Source organism: Paenibacillus sp. FSL P4-0176 (genome assembly GCF_037975265.1).
Classification (GTDB): Bacteria; Bacillota; Bacilli; order Paenibacillales; family Paenibacillaceae; genus Paenibacillus; species Paenibacillus amylolyticus.
On sequence record NZ_CP150242.1, the window covers coordinates 727,758 to 746,925 of the forward strand.

Annotated in this window: 18 protein-coding genes and 1 pseudogene; 15 read left to right on the forward strand and 4 right to left on the reverse strand. The window is 47.7% G+C overall.

Translation table 11 applies throughout. From position 1 onward, the window contains the following. Nucleotides 1–6: 6 nt before the first annotated feature. Nucleotides 7–504: a GAF domain-containing protein gene (locus tag MKY95_RS03400; RefSeq protein ID WP_036614172.1), complete on the reverse strand. Its 498-nt coding sequence runs from the start codon at nucleotides 502–504 to the stop codon at nucleotides 7–9. 185 nt (nucleotides 505–689) lie between these two features. Here MKY95_RS03400 and MKY95_RS03405 point away from each other — a divergent pair, with 185 nt between their 5' ends. The 3 genes from MKY95_RS03405 to MKY95_RS03415 all read left to right on the forward strand — a co-directional run bounded on the left by MKY95_RS03405 (nucleotide 690) and on the right by MKY95_RS03415 (nucleotide 3,311). Then, on the forward strand, nucleotides 690–986 hold the full coding sequence (locus MKY95_RS03405; protein WP_036614170.1) for a hypothetical protein: 297 nt from the start codon (nucleotides 690–692) through the stop codon (nucleotides 984–986). Nucleotides 987–1,185: 199 nt separating this feature from the next. Further along, nucleotides 1,186–1,758: a GNAT family protein gene (locus MKY95_RS03410; protein ID WP_036668244.1), complete on the forward strand. Its 573-nt coding sequence runs from the start codon at nucleotides 1,186–1,188 to the stop codon at nucleotides 1,756–1,758. A gap of 47 nt (nucleotides 1,759–1,805) precedes the next feature. Then, the gene (locus MKY95_RS03415; RefSeq protein ID WP_339199895.1) at nucleotides 1,806–3,311 is read left to right on the forward strand and encodes an MDR family MFS transporter; all 1,506 of its coding nucleotides are present in this window, start codon (nucleotides 1,806–1,808) and stop codon (nucleotides 3,309–3,311) included. A 459-nt stretch (nucleotides 3,312–3,770) separates the two neighbouring features. Here MKY95_RS03415 and MKY95_RS03420 read toward each other — a convergent pair whose 3' ends face one another. After that, the gene (locus tag MKY95_RS03420; RefSeq protein WP_017690799.1) at nucleotides 3,771–4,232 is read right to left on the reverse strand and encodes a MarR family transcriptional regulator; all 462 of its coding nucleotides are present in this window, start codon (nucleotides 4,230–4,232) and stop codon (nucleotides 3,771–3,773) included. Between the two features lie 347 nt (nucleotides 4,233–4,579). Here MKY95_RS03420 and MKY95_RS03425 point away from each other — a divergent pair, with 347 nt between their 5' ends. The 8 genes and pseudogenes from MKY95_RS03425 to MKY95_RS03460 all read left to right on the forward strand — a co-directional run bounded on the left by MKY95_RS03425 (nucleotide 4,580) and on the right by MKY95_RS03460 (nucleotide 12,645). Then, nucleotides 4,580–5,911: an MFS transporter gene (locus MKY95_RS03425; RefSeq protein WP_339196877.1), complete on the forward strand. Its 1,332-nt coding sequence runs from the start codon at nucleotides 4,580–4,582 to the stop codon at nucleotides 5,909–5,911. Nucleotides 5,912–6,118: 207 nt separating this feature from the next. Beyond that, nucleotides 6,119–7,468 carry a hypothetical protein gene (locus MKY95_RS03430; protein ID WP_339196880.1) on the forward strand — a complete coding sequence of 450 codons (1,350 nt, stop codon included), beginning with the start codon at nucleotides 6,119–6,121 and terminating at the stop codon, nucleotides 7,466–7,468. A gap of 49 nt (nucleotides 7,469–7,517) precedes the next feature. Then, nucleotides 7,518–8,942, forward strand: coding sequence for a hypothetical protein (locus MKY95_RS03435; RefSeq protein WP_339196883.1), 1,425 nt, complete (start codon nucleotides 7,518–7,520; stop codon nucleotides 8,940–8,942). Between the two features lie 151 nt (nucleotides 8,943–9,093). Further along, a complete protein-coding gene (locus tag MKY95_RS03440) occupies nucleotides 9,094–9,357 on the forward strand; it encodes an AbrB family transcriptional regulator (protein WP_339189944.1) in 264 nt (87 codons plus the stop codon). Beyond that, nucleotides 9,354–9,695 (forward strand): annotated as a pseudogene (locus MKY95_RS03445) (type II toxin-antitoxin system death-on-curing family toxin). The gene MKY95_RS03440 and the pseudogene MKY95_RS03445 overlap by 4 nt, the downstream one beginning before the upstream one ends. A gap of 290 nt (nucleotides 9,696–9,985) precedes the next feature. Then, complete coding sequence (locus MKY95_RS03450) at nucleotides 9,986–10,717, forward strand: ABC transporter ATP-binding protein (RefSeq protein ID WP_339196886.1); 732 nt, start codon at nucleotides 9,986–9,988, stop codon at nucleotides 10,715–10,717. A gap of 21 nt (nucleotides 10,718–10,738) precedes the next feature. Next, a complete protein-coding gene (locus tag MKY95_RS03455; RefSeq protein ID WP_036668238.1) occupies nucleotides 10,739–11,986 on the forward strand; it encodes an ABC transporter permease in 1,248 nt (415 codons plus the stop codon). 275 nt (nucleotides 11,987–12,261) lie between these two features. Further along, nucleotides 12,262–12,645 (forward strand): hypothetical protein, encoded by a 384-nt coding sequence (locus MKY95_RS03460; protein ID WP_051447349.1) that lies wholly within the window; start codon nucleotides 12,262–12,264, stop codon nucleotides 12,643–12,645. Nucleotides 12,646–12,787: 142 nt separating this feature from the next. On the opposite strand, the gene MKY95_RS03465 is transcribed toward MKY95_RS03460, so the two are convergent. Beyond that, entirely contained in the window at nucleotides 12,788–14,056 is a 1,269-nt protein-coding gene (locus MKY95_RS03465; protein WP_036614148.1) for an NAD(P)/FAD-dependent oxidoreductase, read from the reverse strand. 213 nt (nucleotides 14,057–14,269) lie between these two features. On the opposite strand from MKY95_RS03465, the gene MKY95_RS03470 reads away from it, so the two are divergent. From MKY95_RS03470 to nadE, 3 genes are all read left to right on the forward strand, one after another. After that, nucleotides 14,270–15,946 (forward strand): ATP-binding protein, encoded by a 1,677-nt coding sequence (locus MKY95_RS03470; protein ID WP_339196889.1) that lies wholly within the window; start codon nucleotides 14,270–14,272, stop codon nucleotides 15,944–15,946. Nucleotides 15,947–16,168: 222 nt separating this feature from the next. Beyond that, nucleotides 16,169–16,603 carry a BrxA/BrxB family bacilliredoxin gene (locus MKY95_RS03475; RefSeq protein ID WP_017690788.1) on the forward strand — a complete coding sequence of 145 codons (435 nt, stop codon included), beginning with the start codon at nucleotides 16,169–16,171 and terminating at the stop codon, nucleotides 16,601–16,603. Between the two features lie 139 nt (nucleotides 16,604–16,742). Beyond that, nucleotides 16,743–17,552 carry an ammonia-dependent NAD(+) synthetase gene (gene nadE, locus MKY95_RS03480; RefSeq protein WP_036614145.1) on the forward strand — a complete coding sequence of 270 codons (810 nt, stop codon included), beginning with the start codon at nucleotides 16,743–16,745 and terminating at the stop codon, nucleotides 17,550–17,552. Nucleotides 17,553–17,678: 126 nt separating this feature from the next. Here the strand turns inward: nadE and MKY95_RS03485 are convergent, their stop codons facing one another. After that, entirely contained in the window at nucleotides 17,679–18,494 is an 816-nt protein-coding gene (locus MKY95_RS03485; protein WP_339196892.1) for an alpha/beta fold hydrolase, read from the reverse strand. Between the two features lie 250 nt (nucleotides 18,495–18,744). On the opposite strand from MKY95_RS03485, the gene acpS reads away from it, so the two are divergent. Further along, nucleotides 18,745–19,143, forward strand: a complete 399-nt coding sequence (gene acpS / locus MKY95_RS03490; protein WP_339196894.1) for a holo-ACP synthase — start codon at nucleotides 18,745–18,747, stop codon at nucleotides 19,141–19,143. Nucleotides 19,144–19,168 lie beyond the last annotated feature (25 nt).

A 19,168-nucleotide genomic window follows, 5' to 3' on the forward strand; every position in this document is an offset into this window, starting at 1 on the left:
CATTTCCTAAAGGGGTATGGTTGCCTCCAACTGCTCTGTGAGCAGGCTTACGGCTTTCTCCAGGAAGACGCGGTCTTCGTCGTCAAAACGGTTTTTGATCGGGCTGTCGATATCCAGCACCCCGTACAGTTCGCCGTTTTTGATAATAGGTACGACAATCTCACTGTTCGATGCTGCATCACAGGCAATGTGGCCTGGGAAGGCATGAACATCATCAACGACCAGGGTACGTTTTTCCGCAGCAGATGTGCCGCATACACCACGTCCCAATGGAATTCGGATACAGGCAGGCAGTCCTTGGAATGGCCCGAGAACCAGTTCTTTTCCATCATACAGATAGAAGCCGACCCAATTGGTGTCGGTCATAAATACATTGAGCAGCGCAGCAGCGTTGGCCAGATTGGCAATCGCACTAGGTTCATCGCGGATCAGAGCACTTAACTGTCCCAGGACGGCGGTGTGCTGCTCACTTCGTGTTCCTTCATAGGAAACAGCTTGAAACATGGTAAATCACCCTCCCGAGCAAAATGGTACTTATTTTCAAGATAGTGCAGAGGATGCGGTTAGTCAAGCGGAGGATTTCGGAAAGGGAAGGGAATACCTGAAGAATCCTCCTGTTTCTCAGCTTCTTACGTGGGGTAATTACTTAGCAACCACGGAGGGCTATAACCCGGGAAGGAGCTTGGCTTATGCATGCAGAGGTACAGAATCTTTTTGTACGGATTCATCTACTATATTTCGCGCAAAATCAGGATTTGAACGTTAGCGAGGCACTGCCCCTATTGGAAGAACGGGGATATCGCGTTGGAGAGCGGGAGATCAAGCAGGAGCTTGAACACCTGACACAGGAGAACTTCCTGACCGCCCACGGGGACCAATGGAGCCTGACCGGGACTGGCATCGAAGAATTCAAGGAAATCACGGCTGTGTTTGGCCGGGTTAGCGATGAATTACTGGGAAAGGGCAAGAAAACGTCCAAAGCTTAAAATTCATTAGGACAAGCCATGATTCCGTAATTCACTCAAACTTGAATTGTTCCATACGTACAACAAGACCGGGAGCGAAATTGGCCCGGTTTTTTGACGTGTGTGCATGACTGAACAGTTGCCATTCGGCGCAGGTTATGATTAGATGACTAGTGAATATTATGGTCTGCGGAGATAGATCGGATCGGAGTGTCTTTATATGTATAAATGCAAAGGAAGAATTCCCGAAATGGAGACTGCGCGGCTTCGTCTGCGTAAAATGCGTCGCCGGGATGCGGCTCAGATGTTCGCATGCTGGTCAGATCGCGAGGTGACCCGTTACATGAATCTTGCACCCATGATTGGGACAAGCGAAGCGGCGGACATGATTGGACTGCTCAACCAAATGGCAGGAGAAGAGGATGCGATCCGCTGGGGGATCGAACTCAAAGAAACAGGCAAGCTCATCGGCAGCTGTGGCTTTAACACATGGCAGCTTGAAGGCGCCTTCCGGGGTGAGATCGGTTATGAGCTGGGACGTGATTATTGGCGACATGGTTATATGACGGAGGCTTTCTCCGCATTGCTGCCCTTTGGATATGAGACCATGGGTCTTAATCGAATTGAAGCGCTGGTTGATCCGCGTAATCTGGCGTCCGGCGATTTCCTGACGAACCGCGGCTTCACGCGGGAAGGATTGCTGCGACAGGTGCAACATACGTCCACCGGATACAAGGATATGGTAATGTATTCCATGTTGTATGATGAGTTCCTTCGCAAGAAAGGTAAATAAAAGAGAGAAACGAAGAGAGAAGGGTTTGTGTGAATGCAACCGGAGGTTTGAAGCGCAGTTTCATCTTGACGGGGCTGTTGCTCGCGACATTTCTGTCAGCGATTGAAGGCACCGTAATTGGTCCGGCAGGACCGACCATTGTCAGTGAGCTGGGGAGTGTACAGCTGCTGAGCTGGATTTTCACCGCATACCTGTTGACGATGGCTGTGAGTACGCCCATTTTCGGCAAAATCAGTGACCTGTATGGACGAAAGCCTGTATTTCTGATTGGCTGTGCGTTATTTTTACTGGGTTCACTCTTGTGCTGTCTTTCGCAGAACATGGAGCAATTGATTATTTTCCGTGCTATACAGGGGATTGGTGCGGGTGCGGTAGTTCCTGTTACATTTACGATTATTGGGGACATCTACGCCATTGAAGAACGTGGCAAAATCCAGGGCTGGATTAGCTCCGTGTGGGGCATTTCCTCTCTGGCGGGACCGCTGCTTGGCGGTTATTTTGTAGATAATCTCGGCTGGCAGTGGATCTTTGGTTTTAATGTGCCATTTGGTCTGCTTGCGATGTGGTTTGTATTTCGTTATCTGAAGGAAGATATCTCTCCGCGTACAGCCAAAATTGACTATGTTGGTGCGCTGACCTTCACGGTGGGCATTACCGCATTGTTGTTTGTCCTGTCGGCGGGTGGGCAATATTATGCCTGGAGTTCTCCGTTGATTGTTGTGCTGAGTGTGGTCGCCGCTCTGTTTATTATTTTATTTTTCGTGGTGGAAAAAAGAGCTCAGGCCCCTATGGTTCCACTACATTTGTTCCGAATTCGGGACATCCGTGTGGCGAATATCGCCGGACTGCTGACCAGTACTTTGATGATCGGCCTGACCAGTTATTTGCCGCTCTGGGTGCAGGGGGTTCGGGGAGGTAATGCGACGGAATCCGGGCTGCTGCTCGCACCGATGTCGGTGGGTTGGCTCATTGGTAGTGTGATGGCAGGCCGTCTGTTAATGAAAATTGGATCACGTATGACCGCATTGATTGGGTTAACCGGTATTGCGATTGGATCGGGTGGACTCTTTCTGGTTGGCGGGACATCCCCGCAGGCTGTGCTATTTGTATTGACCTTTATTTATGGTCTTGGTTTCGGTTTTGCTTTTACGATCTTCACCATTATTGCGCAGTCTTCTGTAGGATATAAGGAGCGTGGCTCCTCTACGGCATTGCACACGTTCATGCGTACGTTGGGACAGACGATTGGTGCAGCGGCTTTTGGTACCTGGTTGAACTATCGGATCTCCACGTTATCCAGTGAGCAGAATCTGGCGGAAGCCGGAATTTCGGAAAATGATCTGAACGAGCTTCTCGCTCCACATACGGATGCTGCCCTATCGGATGACAAATGGGCGCTGCTGCGTAACGTTCTGGAAGGAAGCCTGCATTCCCTGTTTGTCATTATGTTTGTCATTGCACTGGTCTCGTGGGTAACGACGCTTGCTCTACGCAAACGTTTGATCATACCCGAAGATGCAGATGCTCCACGGCAGCCACAAGGCTCAAAGTAAATGTGGATGTATACGAAAAACCGGATTCGCCGATGTCAGGCAAATCCGGTTATTTTTGTTGATGGCACATGTGCAGTGGATTAGAGTATATTTTCTAACTCAGGCAAGCGATACGTTGGGGGATGTCCGGGTCTAAAGCATTTTGAAGTACAGGCTGGCTGATCCTGGTGAATCGTCCAGACGAATTTCTAAGGAACGGAGGACGTCTTATTTGACCTTCTGCTCCTCTTTCTCAATTGTAAGGAACATGAGACAACTTATTTCCCGAAATCACCTGAAAAACACGTTGTAAGCGGCTGTTTCTTCAAAGATAGCGTGTGTCAGATTCCTTAAAATGCTGCGAGCGCTTCAAACCCCTGAATAAGACGTCACAGGTTCGTTAGCGTTAGCGCTCCCGCTCCATATCTGCTCCAGTACATTCTGTTACGATCCGGCTTTCGGCAGGTTTGAAGATACGCTCTAGCTGCTTGCTGATAAACGGTCTGCAGAATGTGCAAGCCTTCCCAAGAGTTCGGACAGCAATTCCTTGTCTTCCTCACTTAGTCCACTTACCGCCCGATCAATCTTCAACGCATAGCCTGGATAGATGTCATCCATGGTGCGCTGTCCTTCTTCGGTCAGTTCCACAAAGATGATACGTCTGTCCTGCGGACAATGTTTGCGGTGTAACAATCCTTTTTGCTCCAGCTTATCGATCACATAGGTCACATTACCACTTTGCAGCAGAAGTTGTGCGCCAACCTGTTGAATCGGCTGAGCTCCTTTCATATATAACACTTCGAGCACCCCGTATGCGGTGGGGTTGAAGCCATGCACTTTGCTTCCGGATACAGCGTGTTCATTCACGCTCTTGAATGTCTGGGCCAAGGTGCGGTACAGATGAAGTGAACGTTCGGTTCCGATTTCTTGTAATTCCAGCATGCTGATCCCGCCTTTTCAGATTAGTTTTATAAGTTGAAATGATGAAGAGGGGTCCTCTCCGTTATGCTGTTCATGTAAAAGAGTATTTCAACTTATATGAGTTGGTTAGTTATGTTTGACGATTCAGGTTGTCGCCATGGTTTAATTGTAAACTTCTATTTCTACGAAAAACATGCGATATGTCACAAGATTTGCATTTTTAGCATTTAAAATTTGATCATTCATCATGCTGAAAAATCATCCTTCAGATGTCGCTTTTTCTCCGCCTCTGGCAGGAGGTCGAGTTAAGGGTTGCTCTATATAATGAGTTCATACTATGAATTGGAATATAATGGAGGAGAAGAAGGATGACAAGTGATTTAACGTTTGAAGGACAACGACCGCTGAAGAATAACCGATCTTTTGTAACATTGATGGTGGCACAGGCTATTTCCAATCTGGGTGATTGGCTGCATCTGCTCGCAATTCTGACCCTCGTGGGTATCCGCTGGAATGCAACGCCTTGGGAGATTACATTTGTCACACTTTCCGCAGCACTACCCATTCTGTTGACAGGGCCATTCGCAGGCACACTTGCAGATCGCCTGAACCGAAAATGGCTGATGATTGTAGCTGATGGTGCACGGATCATCATCGTGGGTGCGTTAATTTTTGCTGACCAGATCTGGCACGTCTACATACTGCTTGTCCTCAAATCCCTGTTTGATGTAATCTTCTCTCCGGCCAAAAACGGAAAGCTGAAGGAAATTGTACCCCGCGAACAACTTGCGCAAGCTGTATCCATCAGCTCGGTGATCGAACAGATGTCCAAAATTATTGGTCCAGCGCTTGGCGGACTTTTGGTAGCCGCCTTTGGAATTACCTGGTGTTTTGTTCTCGATTCAGCGTCTTTTCTGATCTCCGGCATCATTTTATTGTGGATTCCTGGAACTCGGGTGATCCAAACCGCAATTCATAACGTAACAGAAGTAGAGGAAGAGCCAGCTGGGGATGTTCGCAACCGCTCAAAAGGCTCTTTTTGGAAAGAAACACTGGAGGGTATCCGCATGCTTGCATCTCTCCCTCATGTAGGAACGTCTCTGATTTTGCTTGCTTCAGCCATACTTTTTCTGCAATTTGCCGATTCACAGACTGTGGTGTTATTCAGACAACTTCCCGGAATTTCAACTGATCTGCTGGGATGGTGCGTGGCAGCAAGTGGCGCAGGTACATTAATTGCAGCGATGAGTGTACGGAAGTGGAAGCATGCAGGGCATGTTTTGAAAATGGGTCTGGGCACCATACTCATGGGTCTGGTTATCGGCGGAGCCGGAGTTATTGTTGGGATTTGGCCGCACGCTGGGCTAGGTGCCAATCTGTTGTTAGTATCCCTCTTTGCCCTGGCAGGTGTTGGAATTGGGTTTGCAATTGTCCCCTTTCAGATCCTGTTGCAGGAACAGACACCTGAGGCGATGACAGGCAGGGTGTTTGGAACGGTAGGCAGCGTGATGACAGCCAGTAATATTATGGGCCCGGTGGTAGGCGGATTCATGGTCACTTCATTTGGTGTAGTGCCGGCTTTTGTCTGTTCAGGCATTTTGCTGACCCTGCTTGGTTTGATTTATTTGATGAAACGTAGCGGGGAAAAAGCCGATCTGACTGGCTCCATTGAAGCCAAGACCATGATTGCAGGCGACTGAAAACAGGCCGGATCTGCTCAGGTTAGAACAGTTGAAATGAAGGTTTGAATTTACTTCAAATTTTAAGTTTTTGATTATAAAGCGTTTGAGTAAACGCCTTCACGTTTAATGAGGAACAGGCAGAAATCCCTGTATTCTAATTATTCCTAGGGGAAAACTCATATACCTTGTCCCACCAACGCATTAGCGGAAAGGGGGTGAAGCAACTTGAATGTAAAGTTACCAAAATCGATAGTGCGTCTTGGAAGCATACCACTGGCTATACTCGCCGGGACTTTGATGCTGGGGTTTGGATCGTCACATGTATACGCAGACGAGGCTCAGGTATCTTCTGAAAAACCGTCCAGCGGATTGTCGCTAAATTTGTTTTCACGTGATTCGGATGGCGGGTTGAACCTGACTCCGTCAGTATCGGTATCCACACCACTGCTGGATGTTGAAGTTCCGTCGATCAAAGCGAATGAATCGACAGGTAAGCTGAGTGTATCTGAGCTGAAAGTAGATACACCGCTTGGATCGGCCGGAACATCAGAGATTGGGATTGATGCGAAGAAGGGAACCGTCGAACTGCCGTCTGTACAGGCGGATACACCGGTGTTCAAAGCCGATGTATCAAGCAGTCAGGTGAACCTCAATGAAGGTACAGCTTCCTTGCCTGGCGTTACCGCAGAGGTACCCGATGTGATCAAGGCAGAGACGTCTGCTGTGAAAACAGACCTTCGGCAGGGCAAGGTTGAATTGCCTTCCGTGAAGGTGGATGTACCTGAAGTTACTTCGGTCAATATCTCTTCATCCCATGTGGATCTGAGTAAGGGAAATGTACAGTTGCCCTCTGTAAAAGCAGAAGTTCCAGTTGTAGACGTATCCGCTGAACTCAATCCTGATCAGGAAAAGGTGGAGATTCCAAGTGTGAAGCCGGAACCGCCTGTAGTCACTCCGGAAAAGCCGACGCTCGTCAAAACACCGAATGTTGAAATTTCCAGTTCGAGTGCACTCGCAGATCCTGTTTCACCACAGAACGACGAGGAAGGACAGGACGCAATACAGGTTACGGGTAAAGTGATGGAGGTCACCCCGGAACCAGTAGTACGTCCAGAACAACCTATTGTCCCGCAGGCATTGCCTATGGAAGGAACCGATCTGACGCAGGATTCCGATGTTAATGCAGGTTTGCCCGATAACGAGTTATTCCTCGTAGATCAGACAACTGCTAAACCAGCTGTCACTGAACAAGTGCAGAGTAACAAGGAAGCCGATCTGAAACAAGATAATGCTGATGCAACATCTCCATTGCAACCTCGCACAGAACGACCAACAAGTTGGTCTGTTGCAGCAACTTCTCCCGGAGCAGCTAATGCTTCCGCCGGGACAAGCTCCGGTTCGACCGGTGTAACTGGAGGTGGAGCAACCGCTCCAGCCGCTGCACTTCCGGGAGCAACAACGGGTCTGGTTACGCCAGATTACGATTTTGCCTTCCGAATGGAACGGCTCGATGGGTTCAGTCAATGGTCACAGGCACCACCTGGGAGGCCGCCGCAATATACCTCTTTCTCTTAAGCAACAATGGCGTTAATTCAACCAAAATTGAGAAGGAGTGTATATAATCATGAAAAAAGTGAATCGTTGGGTAAAATTGTCGGTATTGTCGGGTACGTTGGTGGCTGGATTGCTGGGAGCTTCGCAGGCAACTTACGCAGATAGCTATAGCAATAATAGCAGTGGTAATCTGGATCTAAATGCAGGTTTGCGCCTGGAACTGGGATCTCTTCTGTCAGGACACCGTGACACAGGTCACGGGAACAATGGTAGCTACGGAGGTTCATCCAGTGCAACTGGAGCATTGAATCTGGATCTTGGCCTTAACGCCGGCTTATCTTCCGAGAGTATGAACCGTTACAATGATCATTCTTCCGACCACACAGTTGAGCGTAACAGTTCTGGCAAGCTGGACCTTGGCCTGAATGCCAATGTGTCGGGAGAAGGTACAACGATGAACGACTATTCAAGAGGCCGCGATGATCGGAACGTAAACACCAGCTACGCGAGTGAAAGCCGTGGAGCACTGGGTCTTGGTCTGAACGTGAATGCCGAAGGAGAGAGTGCAGCGATGACTCAATCCGAACGCAACAATAGCGTGAATGACCGTGAGCGTAACGTAAACAGTAGCACTGCGAGCGAAAGCCGTGGAGCACTGGATCTTGGTCTGAACGTGAATGCCGAAGGTGAGAGTGCGACATGGACTCAATCTGAACGCAACAATAGCGTGAATGACCGTGATCGTAACGTAAACAGTAGCTATGCGAGTGAAAGTCGTGGAGTGCTGGATCTCGGTCTGAACGTGAATGCCGAAGGTGAGAGTGCAACATGGACTCAATCTGAACGCAATAACAGCGTGAAAGACAGCGAGCGTAACGACAACAGCAGCTATGCGAGTGAAAGCCGTGGCGCACTGGATCTGGGTCTGAACGCAAAAGCAGAAGGAGAGAGTGCAACGACGGCTCAATCTGAACGCACTAACAGCGTGAAAGACGGCGAGCGTAACACGAACAGTAGCTATGCGAGTGAAAGCCGTGGAGCGCTGGATCTCGGTCTGAACGCGAAAGCGGAGGGAGAGAGTGCAACGATGGCTCAATCCGAACGCAATAACAGCGTGAATGACGGTGAACGTACCAACAACAGCAGCTACGCGAGTGAAAGCCGCGGTGTACTGGATCTGGGCCTGAACGCGAAAGCCGAAGGAGAGAGTGCAACGATGGCTCAATCCGAACGCAGCAACAGCGTGAAAGACGGCGAGCGTAACGTAAACAGCAGCTATGCGAGCGAAAGCCGTGGAGCGCTGGATCTGGGTCTGAACGCGAAAGCCGAAGGAGAGAGTGCAACGATGACTCAATCCGAACGCAACAACAGCGTGGAAGACAGCGAGCGTAACACTAACAGCAGCTATGCGAGCGAAAGCCGCGGAGCACTGGATCTGAACGTGGATGCGGATGCAGAGAGTGCAACTACATCTATGGTGGAGACAAATCGGTAATATGAGATTTTCATTGTAATATGAAGAAGCAGGGGATCCGGAACCCCTGCTTCTTTTTTTGCATTTCAAAATTCGAAATAATATACAAATTGATAAAAGTTCCACTATAATTGTTATAACAATTAAATAGTATTACTAGAGGTAGTAATGAATGAATAGGGTGAGTAAGATGGAACGAAAAGTAACGAAATTCGGTAATAGTCTTGGATTAACAATGCCAGATGCCTTCAAACAAATTGGTCTTGAGCAAGGCGATATGGTTCAAATCGAGGTAAATCAGTCTAACGGGGAGATTATTATTAAAAAGGCTACAAAAGTTAATTTGCCTAACGGAATCAGTAGTGATTTTATGGATACATTGGCTGATGTGATGGGTGAATATGATCAAACCTTGAAAGGTCTCAAGGATAGATGAGCATGATTCGGTATTTGAGTATTCAAGAGGTTATTGCGATCAACGTCGCTATGATTTAGCGTTACAGTCCTGGAGAGCAGATTGGAGTTAAAGATTCTGGTCTGCTTGAATCTGCTGCGATCTTTCAATCTTTGGGTCAAAACCATCCTTTTCATAATGCTAATAAAAGAACGGCTTTTACCGCATTGGTAATCTTTCTACGTTATAACAATGTGTATCTTAAGATGGATCAAACTTTTGCTGAGGACTTTACTGTTGATATGGTGAACCACAAGTTCACATTTGAACAACTAGTCTCAATGATTCGTACATACTGTGTTACTGAAAATGAAATATAATAGTAAGCAATAAGTCATTCATTACTATGATTTATTGCTTTATTTTTTTAAGAAAAGAACAACGTTCAAATAATCAAACACGCATCCCGAAATATATATTTACACGATAACGTAGAGGACAGAAAGAACCTGAAGAAGCGAAGCGTTCGCCTTTATCCCCCGATTTTAACATTTGTGATATTGATTCAAAAAATTGGGGGATAACAGTGATCGGAAGGTTGTTCTGTCATCGGAGTGGCAAGTGTAAATAGTCTTTAGTTCAAGCCCGAATCAGAACAGGAGTGTTCGATATGAAGATAGAGCATGAAGGTACAACTATACAGGAGTCCATATTGGACGTACATATTACAGAGGCAGGATACGAGCCAGGACAATCAACCATACGCAATATTCGAATGAATGTGGGGCGAGGAGAGCTGGTAGGTATTATCGGACCAAATGGTGCGGGCAAAAGTACCACAATCAAAACGCTTCTTGGTCTGCTGGAACATGCGAACTATGAAGTTACGATTGGCGGAGATGGTCGTTATGCTTATATTCCGGAGCAACCGGTTTTTTATGAATATATGACACTATGGGAACATCTTGATCTGGCCGCAGCGGCGTATGAAATGGAGGAAGAAGCTTTTGTTGCCCGAGCGGAGGAACTGTTGGTTCGTTTCGGTATGGACCACGTTCGGAATGATCTTCCAGCCAGTTTCTCAAAGGGCATGCGGCAGAAAATGATGTTGATGATCGGATTTCTGTCTTCGCCGGATATTTATATTGTGGACGAGCCGTTCATCGGACTGGACCCTCGTGCAACCAAGGATTTTCTAAAATTACTTGATGATGAACGTCGCCGCGGCGCGGGTGTGCTTATGTCTACGCATGTACTGGATACCGCTGAACGAATCTGCGACCGGTTTATTCTGATTGCTTCGGGCAGATCTGCTGCCGCGGGAACATTGGATGAGATCCGTGAAGTGGCAGGATTGCCGGAAGCCTCTTTGTTTGACTGTTTTGATGTACTGACGTCTTAGATAGAGAGAGGGTGAGAGAGAATGGAAACTTCCCAGTGTTATACCCCACTTCGTTTATACAGACGAAGACGCAAAGAGCATTTCAAGGAACAGATGAAAAATCTCAGACTCGTCGTGGATTGGACAGTGTGGGTATACCTGCTTGTTCCGGGTCTGCTCTATCTGATTGGATGGTACACGAGTCTGTGGACCAAACCGCTGCCTGCATGGGCGACAGGATTACCGCTCCCCGTACTGACTGGGCTGATCGACGTGGTTATGCTTACCGGTGGTGTGTTGATATTTGTGGAGGAAGCGGATGTATTGTTTTTGAAATCAAGACCGTTGTGGATGCGAACACTAATGAGGCAAGGGCTCTACCGGTCCTGTCTGCAACATCTGGGCAAAATGATCCTGATTACAGCGCTGACCGCACCCCTGTGGTCCCGTGTCTATGAGATGTCGAATCTCCAGATTGCACTTATGGCTGTCTGGTTTGGTGCGGTAGCTTCATTCCAAGCCATAACACTACATATGACGAAGGTTCGACATACTGGATGGCGACGCTGGATTCAGATGATCCCTCTCGTCATTGGCATAGGTTACATGACCATTCATGCGACATCATGGATGCATGGACAGACGTGGAAAATCAGTTTTGGAATCGTAATTATCATGCTTCTTCTAATTACAGTTGGACAGATGAGGCTATTGATGAAGGGAACGTTTGAAGGGGATGTGCGGGAGGATCTGCGGAGCAGGCTGCAGCTTACAGCTCTAATGTTAAGCCGGGCGGTGAGCAAGCCGAAAGCCCCACGAACACGGTCCATCATCTTCCGTAAACCGCGTAAACTGTTACGTAATCGTTCCATCGCGAATCGGACAGCGGAGATTGCATTCAAGGCATTTTTCCGAAACTCGGCCACGATGAAATTGTATCTGCAGCTTGGCGGACTATCCATCGCAGCAGTTGCATTACCACCTTTTCCGGTCAATGTCATTGTGTGTGCGTTATTAATCATCATGTTGACGGTGATGTTTTATCGTTCCTGGGATGTTTTTGCCACGTCCGACTATGTTCAGCTTATAACGTATGACACGGAGGCGCTGCATCTTGCAGGTTCAATGATGGTTCGGATGTTGTTTGTCCCGATTGGTATTCTTATGGGATTCACGCTGGGATTGGCCTGGCTCGGCTGGATCGTCGGTATTCTGACAGCTGCAGGTGCGGTGGCCTTCGGACTCTGCGTCTTATCTATTGCCGGATGGGTCCGGCTGACCCGGGCCTAGGCCGTGTCTCAAAAACTCGCTGAAGTTCATCTTTTACCGCCTTTTCGCCCCATGCTGTGTCACTTTCCCTTGACGTGCCCCGGCACGCCTGCGGAAAACTTCCTTGCTTGGAACGAAAATTCGGCAAAATCTGATTCCTTCGGAGTTTTCAGACACGCCCTAAAGGAATTCCTTTCTAATTCGGAGCATATCGTGCGCTAGTTCTGCCCATGCTATAGAAGAAGAATCTCATCTATGGATGATGAGAGATTAGCTGTAGCAAGGAGGAAGAGACGATGATGGATAATAGCGAACTACAGGTGCACTTTTCAGACGATTCAGCGTTGAATGCCGCCAGGGCAACCTTGGAGGAATTGGGATATAAGCCGTATCAGTCCGGCCCGCTGGAACTGTACATCCCCACAGATCGCCAAGATCCTCAGTCTGCCGTAGAGATTGTACAATCTCATGGAGGAAGTGCCGTATTTGCCTCGCAAACGGAAGAACTGGATCAGTTTCAGAATATATCGATTCCGGCTCATCTCGTGAATGAAGACTGGCATGAGGGTTATGCGAGCCAAAACCAGGGAAGCCAGGCTGAGCAAGGCAGACATAACTATAGCGATGACCCGACATACGATGATTCGGCTGATGGATTTTCAGGCAGTGTGAAAGCATAGAAGCATCACAAGCTAAGAGCAGTTCGAGCCAATTTTTCTAAAATGGAACAATGCCCAAAAACCCCGATCGTCCACAATAGTGGATATCGGGGTTTTTGGCATCTGAGCTAATTCATCATGCGCTTAAAGTGTGTAATACCTATTATGATGTAGCGTGTTTATATTCAGCTGCATGCATGCCAGCCGTGTATCCTGTGGAGAATGCAGCGGTGATATTATACCCTCCGGTGTAGCCGTGAATATCCAAAACTTCACCGCAAAAGAATAGTCCAGGCAGCAGCTTGGATTCCATTGTTTTTGGGTATATCTCCTTTAAGTGGATTCCTCCCCCAGTAACAAAGGCTTCTTTGAGCGATCTTGTTCCGTCTGCACGGAAGGTAAAAGCTTTCATTAGCCCACACAAGTTGCTTAACATACCTTTGGGGAAATGGTGGAACGTGAGGTCATCGCTGATCTCTGCCCGTTTCATCATTAAGGGAATCATACGTTCAGGAACCCATGTTTTTAAAATATTTTTGACAGCTTTGCGGGACTCTTGTTCCAATACTTGTTGCAACTGTGCTTCCAATGCACCTAAGGACAGTTCCGGGAACAGATCAATGCTCATAATGACCTGTGGGTTTCCAGACTTCATCTGAACCTTGCGGATAAATTGGCTGCAGCGCAGTGCAACCGGTCCTGACACGCCAAAATGCGTGAAGATCATATCCCCGCGATGAGAGATGACTGTTTTTCCTTTGGCATCTACTACGGATAGAGCGATATCCCTTAAAGACAAACCTTGCAGTTCTTTAGACTGAATCCAACTCTCTCCAGACACAATGGGCACTTCGGTCGGATATAACTCCGTTATCGTGTGACCCGCAGCCTCAGCCCAAGGATAACCATCTCCGGTAGATCCCGTTTGGGGTACGGACTTGCCGCCGGTAGCGATGATGACAGAGCGCCCAAGAATGGTTTTACCGGATATCAATTTAACACCTTGTATCTGCTGACCATTCTGAATAATTTCCTTGACCGGTTCTTTGGTGCGAATCTCAACGCCGAGGGAGACAATCTTGCCAACCAGCGCATCCACAACTGTTTTCGCTTTATCGGTTACAGGGAACATTCTGCCGTTGTCTTCTTCTTTCAGGGCAATTCCGAGATTCTCGAAGAAACGCATGATTCCCTGGTTGTCCAAATTTTGAAACGAACTATATAAAAAGCGTCCATTACCCGGAATATGTCGGATGAGTTCATCCGTTTCCTTGGCATTGGTTACATTGCATCGACCTCCGCCAGAGATGCCGAGTTTACGACCCAGTTGATCTCCTTTATCCAGCAGAAGCACGGAGGCTCCATGCTCGGCAGCAGCAACGCAAGCCATCAGGCCCGCAGATCCACCACCAATTACAATGACATCATACATATGTTATTACCCTCTTTTTTCATTGATTTTGTCTGTTTTACGAAAAATGTGTCTACTCCTGGCTTTTTCTGAAATATAATGGAGTTATGAGCAGTTCTATTGTGCAGTCTTAAGGGATATATTGTAATATACTGTCGCCTATGTTTTAATCAGAAATACATGAGGGAATGTGCAGGCAGAGGAGGAGATGGCATTGTGGTTGCGTTAAAGGACATGCTTTTACAAGTACTGCTGGCAGGGTCGGCGGTATTTCTGATTCCCTTATTCCGTCTGGTACTCTCCAAGCGGGCTATTGCTAGAATGGAACATGCCGGAACTGTTCATACCAGTTTTGCTGTGACAAGTGCCCTGAGCATGTTATTGTGTCTGCTGTTTGCGCTCTATGCAAGCCCGGTGGCCGTACCCATATCATTAAGCATCGTACCTGTGATACTTGTTATTTTGTATTGTAAGTCCGCTATAGGCCTAACGCTGTCCATTCTACATATTCTCTTCTATTTTCTTTTTGCGCATCCCTATGATCTGTACGGATTTCTCCTTCATACGGGCATTCTTCTCTATCCTATTGTATGGTTGTCTGCCAAACGATTCAAGCATAATACACCTTCACGCAAAATGGCGATCCTCATCATCCTGATTACAATGGAACTGATTGTAACGAGTCTGTTATGGATCGCATCCCTCCAGAATGAATCCACATACTCTGCGACCTACATGATACTTACAGCACTTGGATATACCGCTGGAGCCATTGTTGCGGGCAGTCTGAGTCTGCTATGGCTGGAACGGATGAAGCACTATCGCGGGCTGGAGCAACATCTCTCGGAAGTCCACCAGCGATACATAGCCGAAACGGAGAAACTTCATCAGATTCTGAACGCAGTGCCTCTCTCCATTGCCACCGTAGATAAACAAGGCACAGTGATGTTTGTCAATGAGATGATGGAGCAAACGGCAAGGGAGCAGCTACCTTGTACCTCCACGCCTGATCTCATTGGACAGCCTGCCAGTCAATTTGTTGAACAAGGTCAGGCGGACAAGATGGATAAAAGCATTCGCAGAGCCGTCGTTCATGGTGAGATTAGTGGGTTGACCGTTCGTTACGGTGCACACGTATTTCAATCCCGAACCGTACCGATTTATGCCTTTTCAACAGAGTCTGCGAGAGAAGTTACAGGAGCCATGCTGATCATCCAGGATATCACGGAGCTTGAGATGTTGCGAAGTGAACTGGATAATGTGGATCGTCTCAGTCTGGTGGGGCAGATGGCTGCAAGCATTACGCATGAGGTGCGTAATCCAATGGCGGTTGTACGTGGCTTTCTTCAACTCATGCAGGAAAAGAGTCCTGATTCCCTCGATCACTATTACCGGATCGTTTTGGAAGAGCTGGACCGGGCCAATAGTATCATTAATGATTTCTTGTCTTTGGCTCAGAATCGTATTGCCGAGAAAGAAGAATCCCAGCTGCACGATATCATCCATGAACTCAGTCCGTTGTTATGGGCGGATGCGAACCTGCGTGGTCAGAGTATAGAACTCATGTTGGCCCATAATGTGCCAAAGCTGCATCTCAATTCTAAGGAAATCAAACAGGTGGTGTTGAACCTGGCCCGTAACGGGATGGAAGCCATGAATGAGAAGGGTGTGCTTACGCTGGAGACGCGGATAGTGGATGATAAGGTGGAACTGTGTGTACGTGACACAGGACCTGGTTTACCCAGAGTGAAGAAGGAAAAGCTGTTTGAACCTTTCTATACGACAAAAGCCAAGGGAACCGGACTTGGATTGTCCATGTGCCTGAGTATTGTGGAACGACATAATGGAACCATTACTGTGGAATCGGAGGAAGGCCAGGGCACAACCTTCAAAGTGGCATTTGAACGTTAGTCATTCAGCATATATTGCCAGACATTGAGACATAATATTATGGAAGAAGCCTTTCCGCAGGCGGTTTCTGAATCTTGCTTTCATTGCTTATGGATGTATAATAGGAATAGCACATCATTACATCCATAATGTTCGATATGAATGTAACGTTGTTTTGGAGAGTTTATTGGCCTTTAATTTTATCGAGATCATAGAACAACCATTTATAAGGAGTGAAACCGAATGTCGATGTCATTTGATCAATACATGAAAGATATGGTTCAACCGATGCGGGATGATTTAACTCGTCTAGGAATCCAGGAGTTGCGTACTCCTGAAGAAGTGGAAGCAAGTCTTCCGGATGCAAAAGGAACAGCGCTGGTTGTCATTAACTCTGTATGCGGATGTGCCGCAGGTCAATGTCGCCCAGGTGTGTCCCAAGCACTGCAGCACGATATTACACCGGATCATCTGTACACTGTATTTGCTGGTCAGGACAAAGAAGCAACTGCAAAAGCACGTGAATTCTTTGCACCGTATCCTCCATCTTCACCGTCCATCGCTCTGATGAAAGACGGAGAACTCGTTCACTTTATCGAGCGTCATCAAGTGGAAGACCGTTCTGCAGAGGATATTGCGGCTGATCTCAAAAGTGCATTTGACCGTTACTGCCGTTAATTCGCTCCAATAGAACGCCCCGCCCTTCGGATCACCGATGCCGGGGCGTTTCATTTTGGATAGATAAGGTTATTGAACCATTCGGACCTTTCAAGCTGGACATCAAATTTCATTCATTTAGAAACGGGGTGTGTGAACGATGAGTTTGCAACAACAGATCATCGCTGAATTGAAGGTTAAACCAAGCATTAATGAAGAAGAGGAAGTACGCAAGCGTGTTGATTTTCTGAAGACGTATGTGAAAAATGCGGGTGCCAAGGGTTTGCTGATTGCGATCAGCGGCGGTATTGACAGTGCAGTGGCTACGGCGCTTTGCAAAAGAGCGACGGACGAGCTCACGCAAGAGAACAACCAAGAGTACAAAACGCTTGGTGTGTTCCAACCTTATGGTGAACAATCCGATATCGACCACAGCTACGCTGTAGCCAAAGCATACGATCTGAAGCATGTCGTGGAAACCAATATCGAAGATGCAGTGAACGAGATTGCGCTGGAAGTGGAGCAAGGTTTCAAATCCTTGGGCAGCCCACGTCATATGACTCACCAAGGCAAAGGTAATGTAAAGGCGAGAACTCGTATGGTTATGCAATATGCGCTTTCGTTTGAAGAGAACCTGCTCGTTGTAGGTACGGATCATGCGTCAGAAGCCATTACAGGCTTCTATACCAAATGGGGCGATGGCGCTGTGGATATCACACCACTGAGCACTTTGAACAAACGTCAGGTACGCCAGCTGGCGGCATATCTGAACGTGCCACAGGCTGTTTTGGACAAAGCACCATCGGCAGGGCTATGGGAAGGTCAGACGGACGAAGATGAGCTGGGAATTTCGTATGAAGCGAACAGCGACTATCTCGAAGGCAAACAGATTGATCCGGCTGCACAAGAGCGCCTCGAAGCGTTCTATACGCGCACACATCACAAACGCAATGCCATTCCTGGTATCTAATACGGGTGGATGAGCATGATCTTTATATAGGGAATGCAAAAAGAGTCACTGCTCACGCAGTGACTCTTTTTGTTATGTGGAACAAGAAACCGCAAAAATCCAGGTGATTACTATATTAAAGATGAGTTACTTACTCCAGTCTTGGATCTGTTGCAGGGTTTGGGTGATGGCTTGCTCCAGTTGCGGAGTGGTTTCTTTAAATGGATGTACCGTATTAAAGGTGTGATTCCCTTCAGGCACCTGGTGCCATGGGATATCAGGGCGGGTTTGAACCAGTGCGGCAGAACCGTCCCGCAGACGCTGTGGATCTTCTGTTCCCTGAATGAGTGCGACTCGCAAAGTTGAAGAAGCCAAGCGGTCAAGGATAGCGTAACGTTTGCTATGCTTGTCCAGGTCTTCCAGAATAGCCACGTCCAGTGGCATCTGCTGGCCTGTTCGTCCGTTAACGACATGGCTGCGGCCATGTGTACGCATTTCTTCTTTTTGCTCCGCTGTGAAGAGATCCAGATTGGTTACGCCATTCCAGGAGATGACACCTGCCACCTGCTCGGGATGATCCAGTGCATAGACGAGACTTACGCCCGCACCACGGCTATGGCCAACCAGGTATACAGGAAGTCCTGTGAGTTCAGGTTGTGTAGCCACATGTTCCAATACCAGGGCCAGATCGGCAAGCTCCCGGCTGTAGGTATTCACTGCGAACTTTTCAAGTTCAGAGAATTGCTCCAGATATTCGCCGATACCGTTGTGAGAGAAATTAAAGGTCAGCACATGATGAGTCTGGCTTAGCTGTGAAGCTGCATAGGGGAACATGCCCCAGTCTTTGAAGCCTTTGTATCCGTGAGACAGAACGATGACACCTTGAGCGGGTTGTTGTGCAGGGAAAAAGTCTCCGCGAATGATCGCATCTACGTCAGTGGGCAATTCAAAAGTTATGGGCATTATTCAGACCTCCTAAGAATTTCAGACGATTCCTGATTCATATTTTAGCATATATGGTAATGCGGATAGGTACTCGCTTCTGATCGCCCCTCCTGCTACAATAGAATACGTGTTCGGAGAGTTACGGATCATGTGATTGAATGGAGATCTTTTACAATGAAGGTTCAAAAAGAGCAGTTTTCAGTACCGAGAAGATGGGACTTTTTGAATAACCTCTTACAGTATAAAAGATTAAGCGGGTGAAGCGTTGATGATATATGGCATAGGTAATGATGTGCTGGAGATTGGACGTATGCGGAAGCTATTGTCCGGTCGCCATGCGGAAGCTTTCATAAAACGAATTTTAACGCCAGCAGAGCAGGAGATCGCGGTTCGTCGAGGGAAGCGGATGACGGAGTTTGTATCCGGTCGATTTGCAGCGAAAGAAGCGGTGTCTAAGGCATTTGGCTGCGGTATTGGTGGTGTCATGGGCTTCACTGACATTGAGGTGCTACCTGATGGGACAGGACGTCCAGTGGCCTCGCTGTCCAGTCAAGCCTGGGAACGTCTGCGGCTGCCATATGATAAGCAATATGACATTCATTTGAGTATTACACATCAGACGGAATTGGCAGCGGCCTTTGCGATCGTGGAACAGATGGAAAAGTAGTTAGCTTGGCAATAGGAGAGGACGG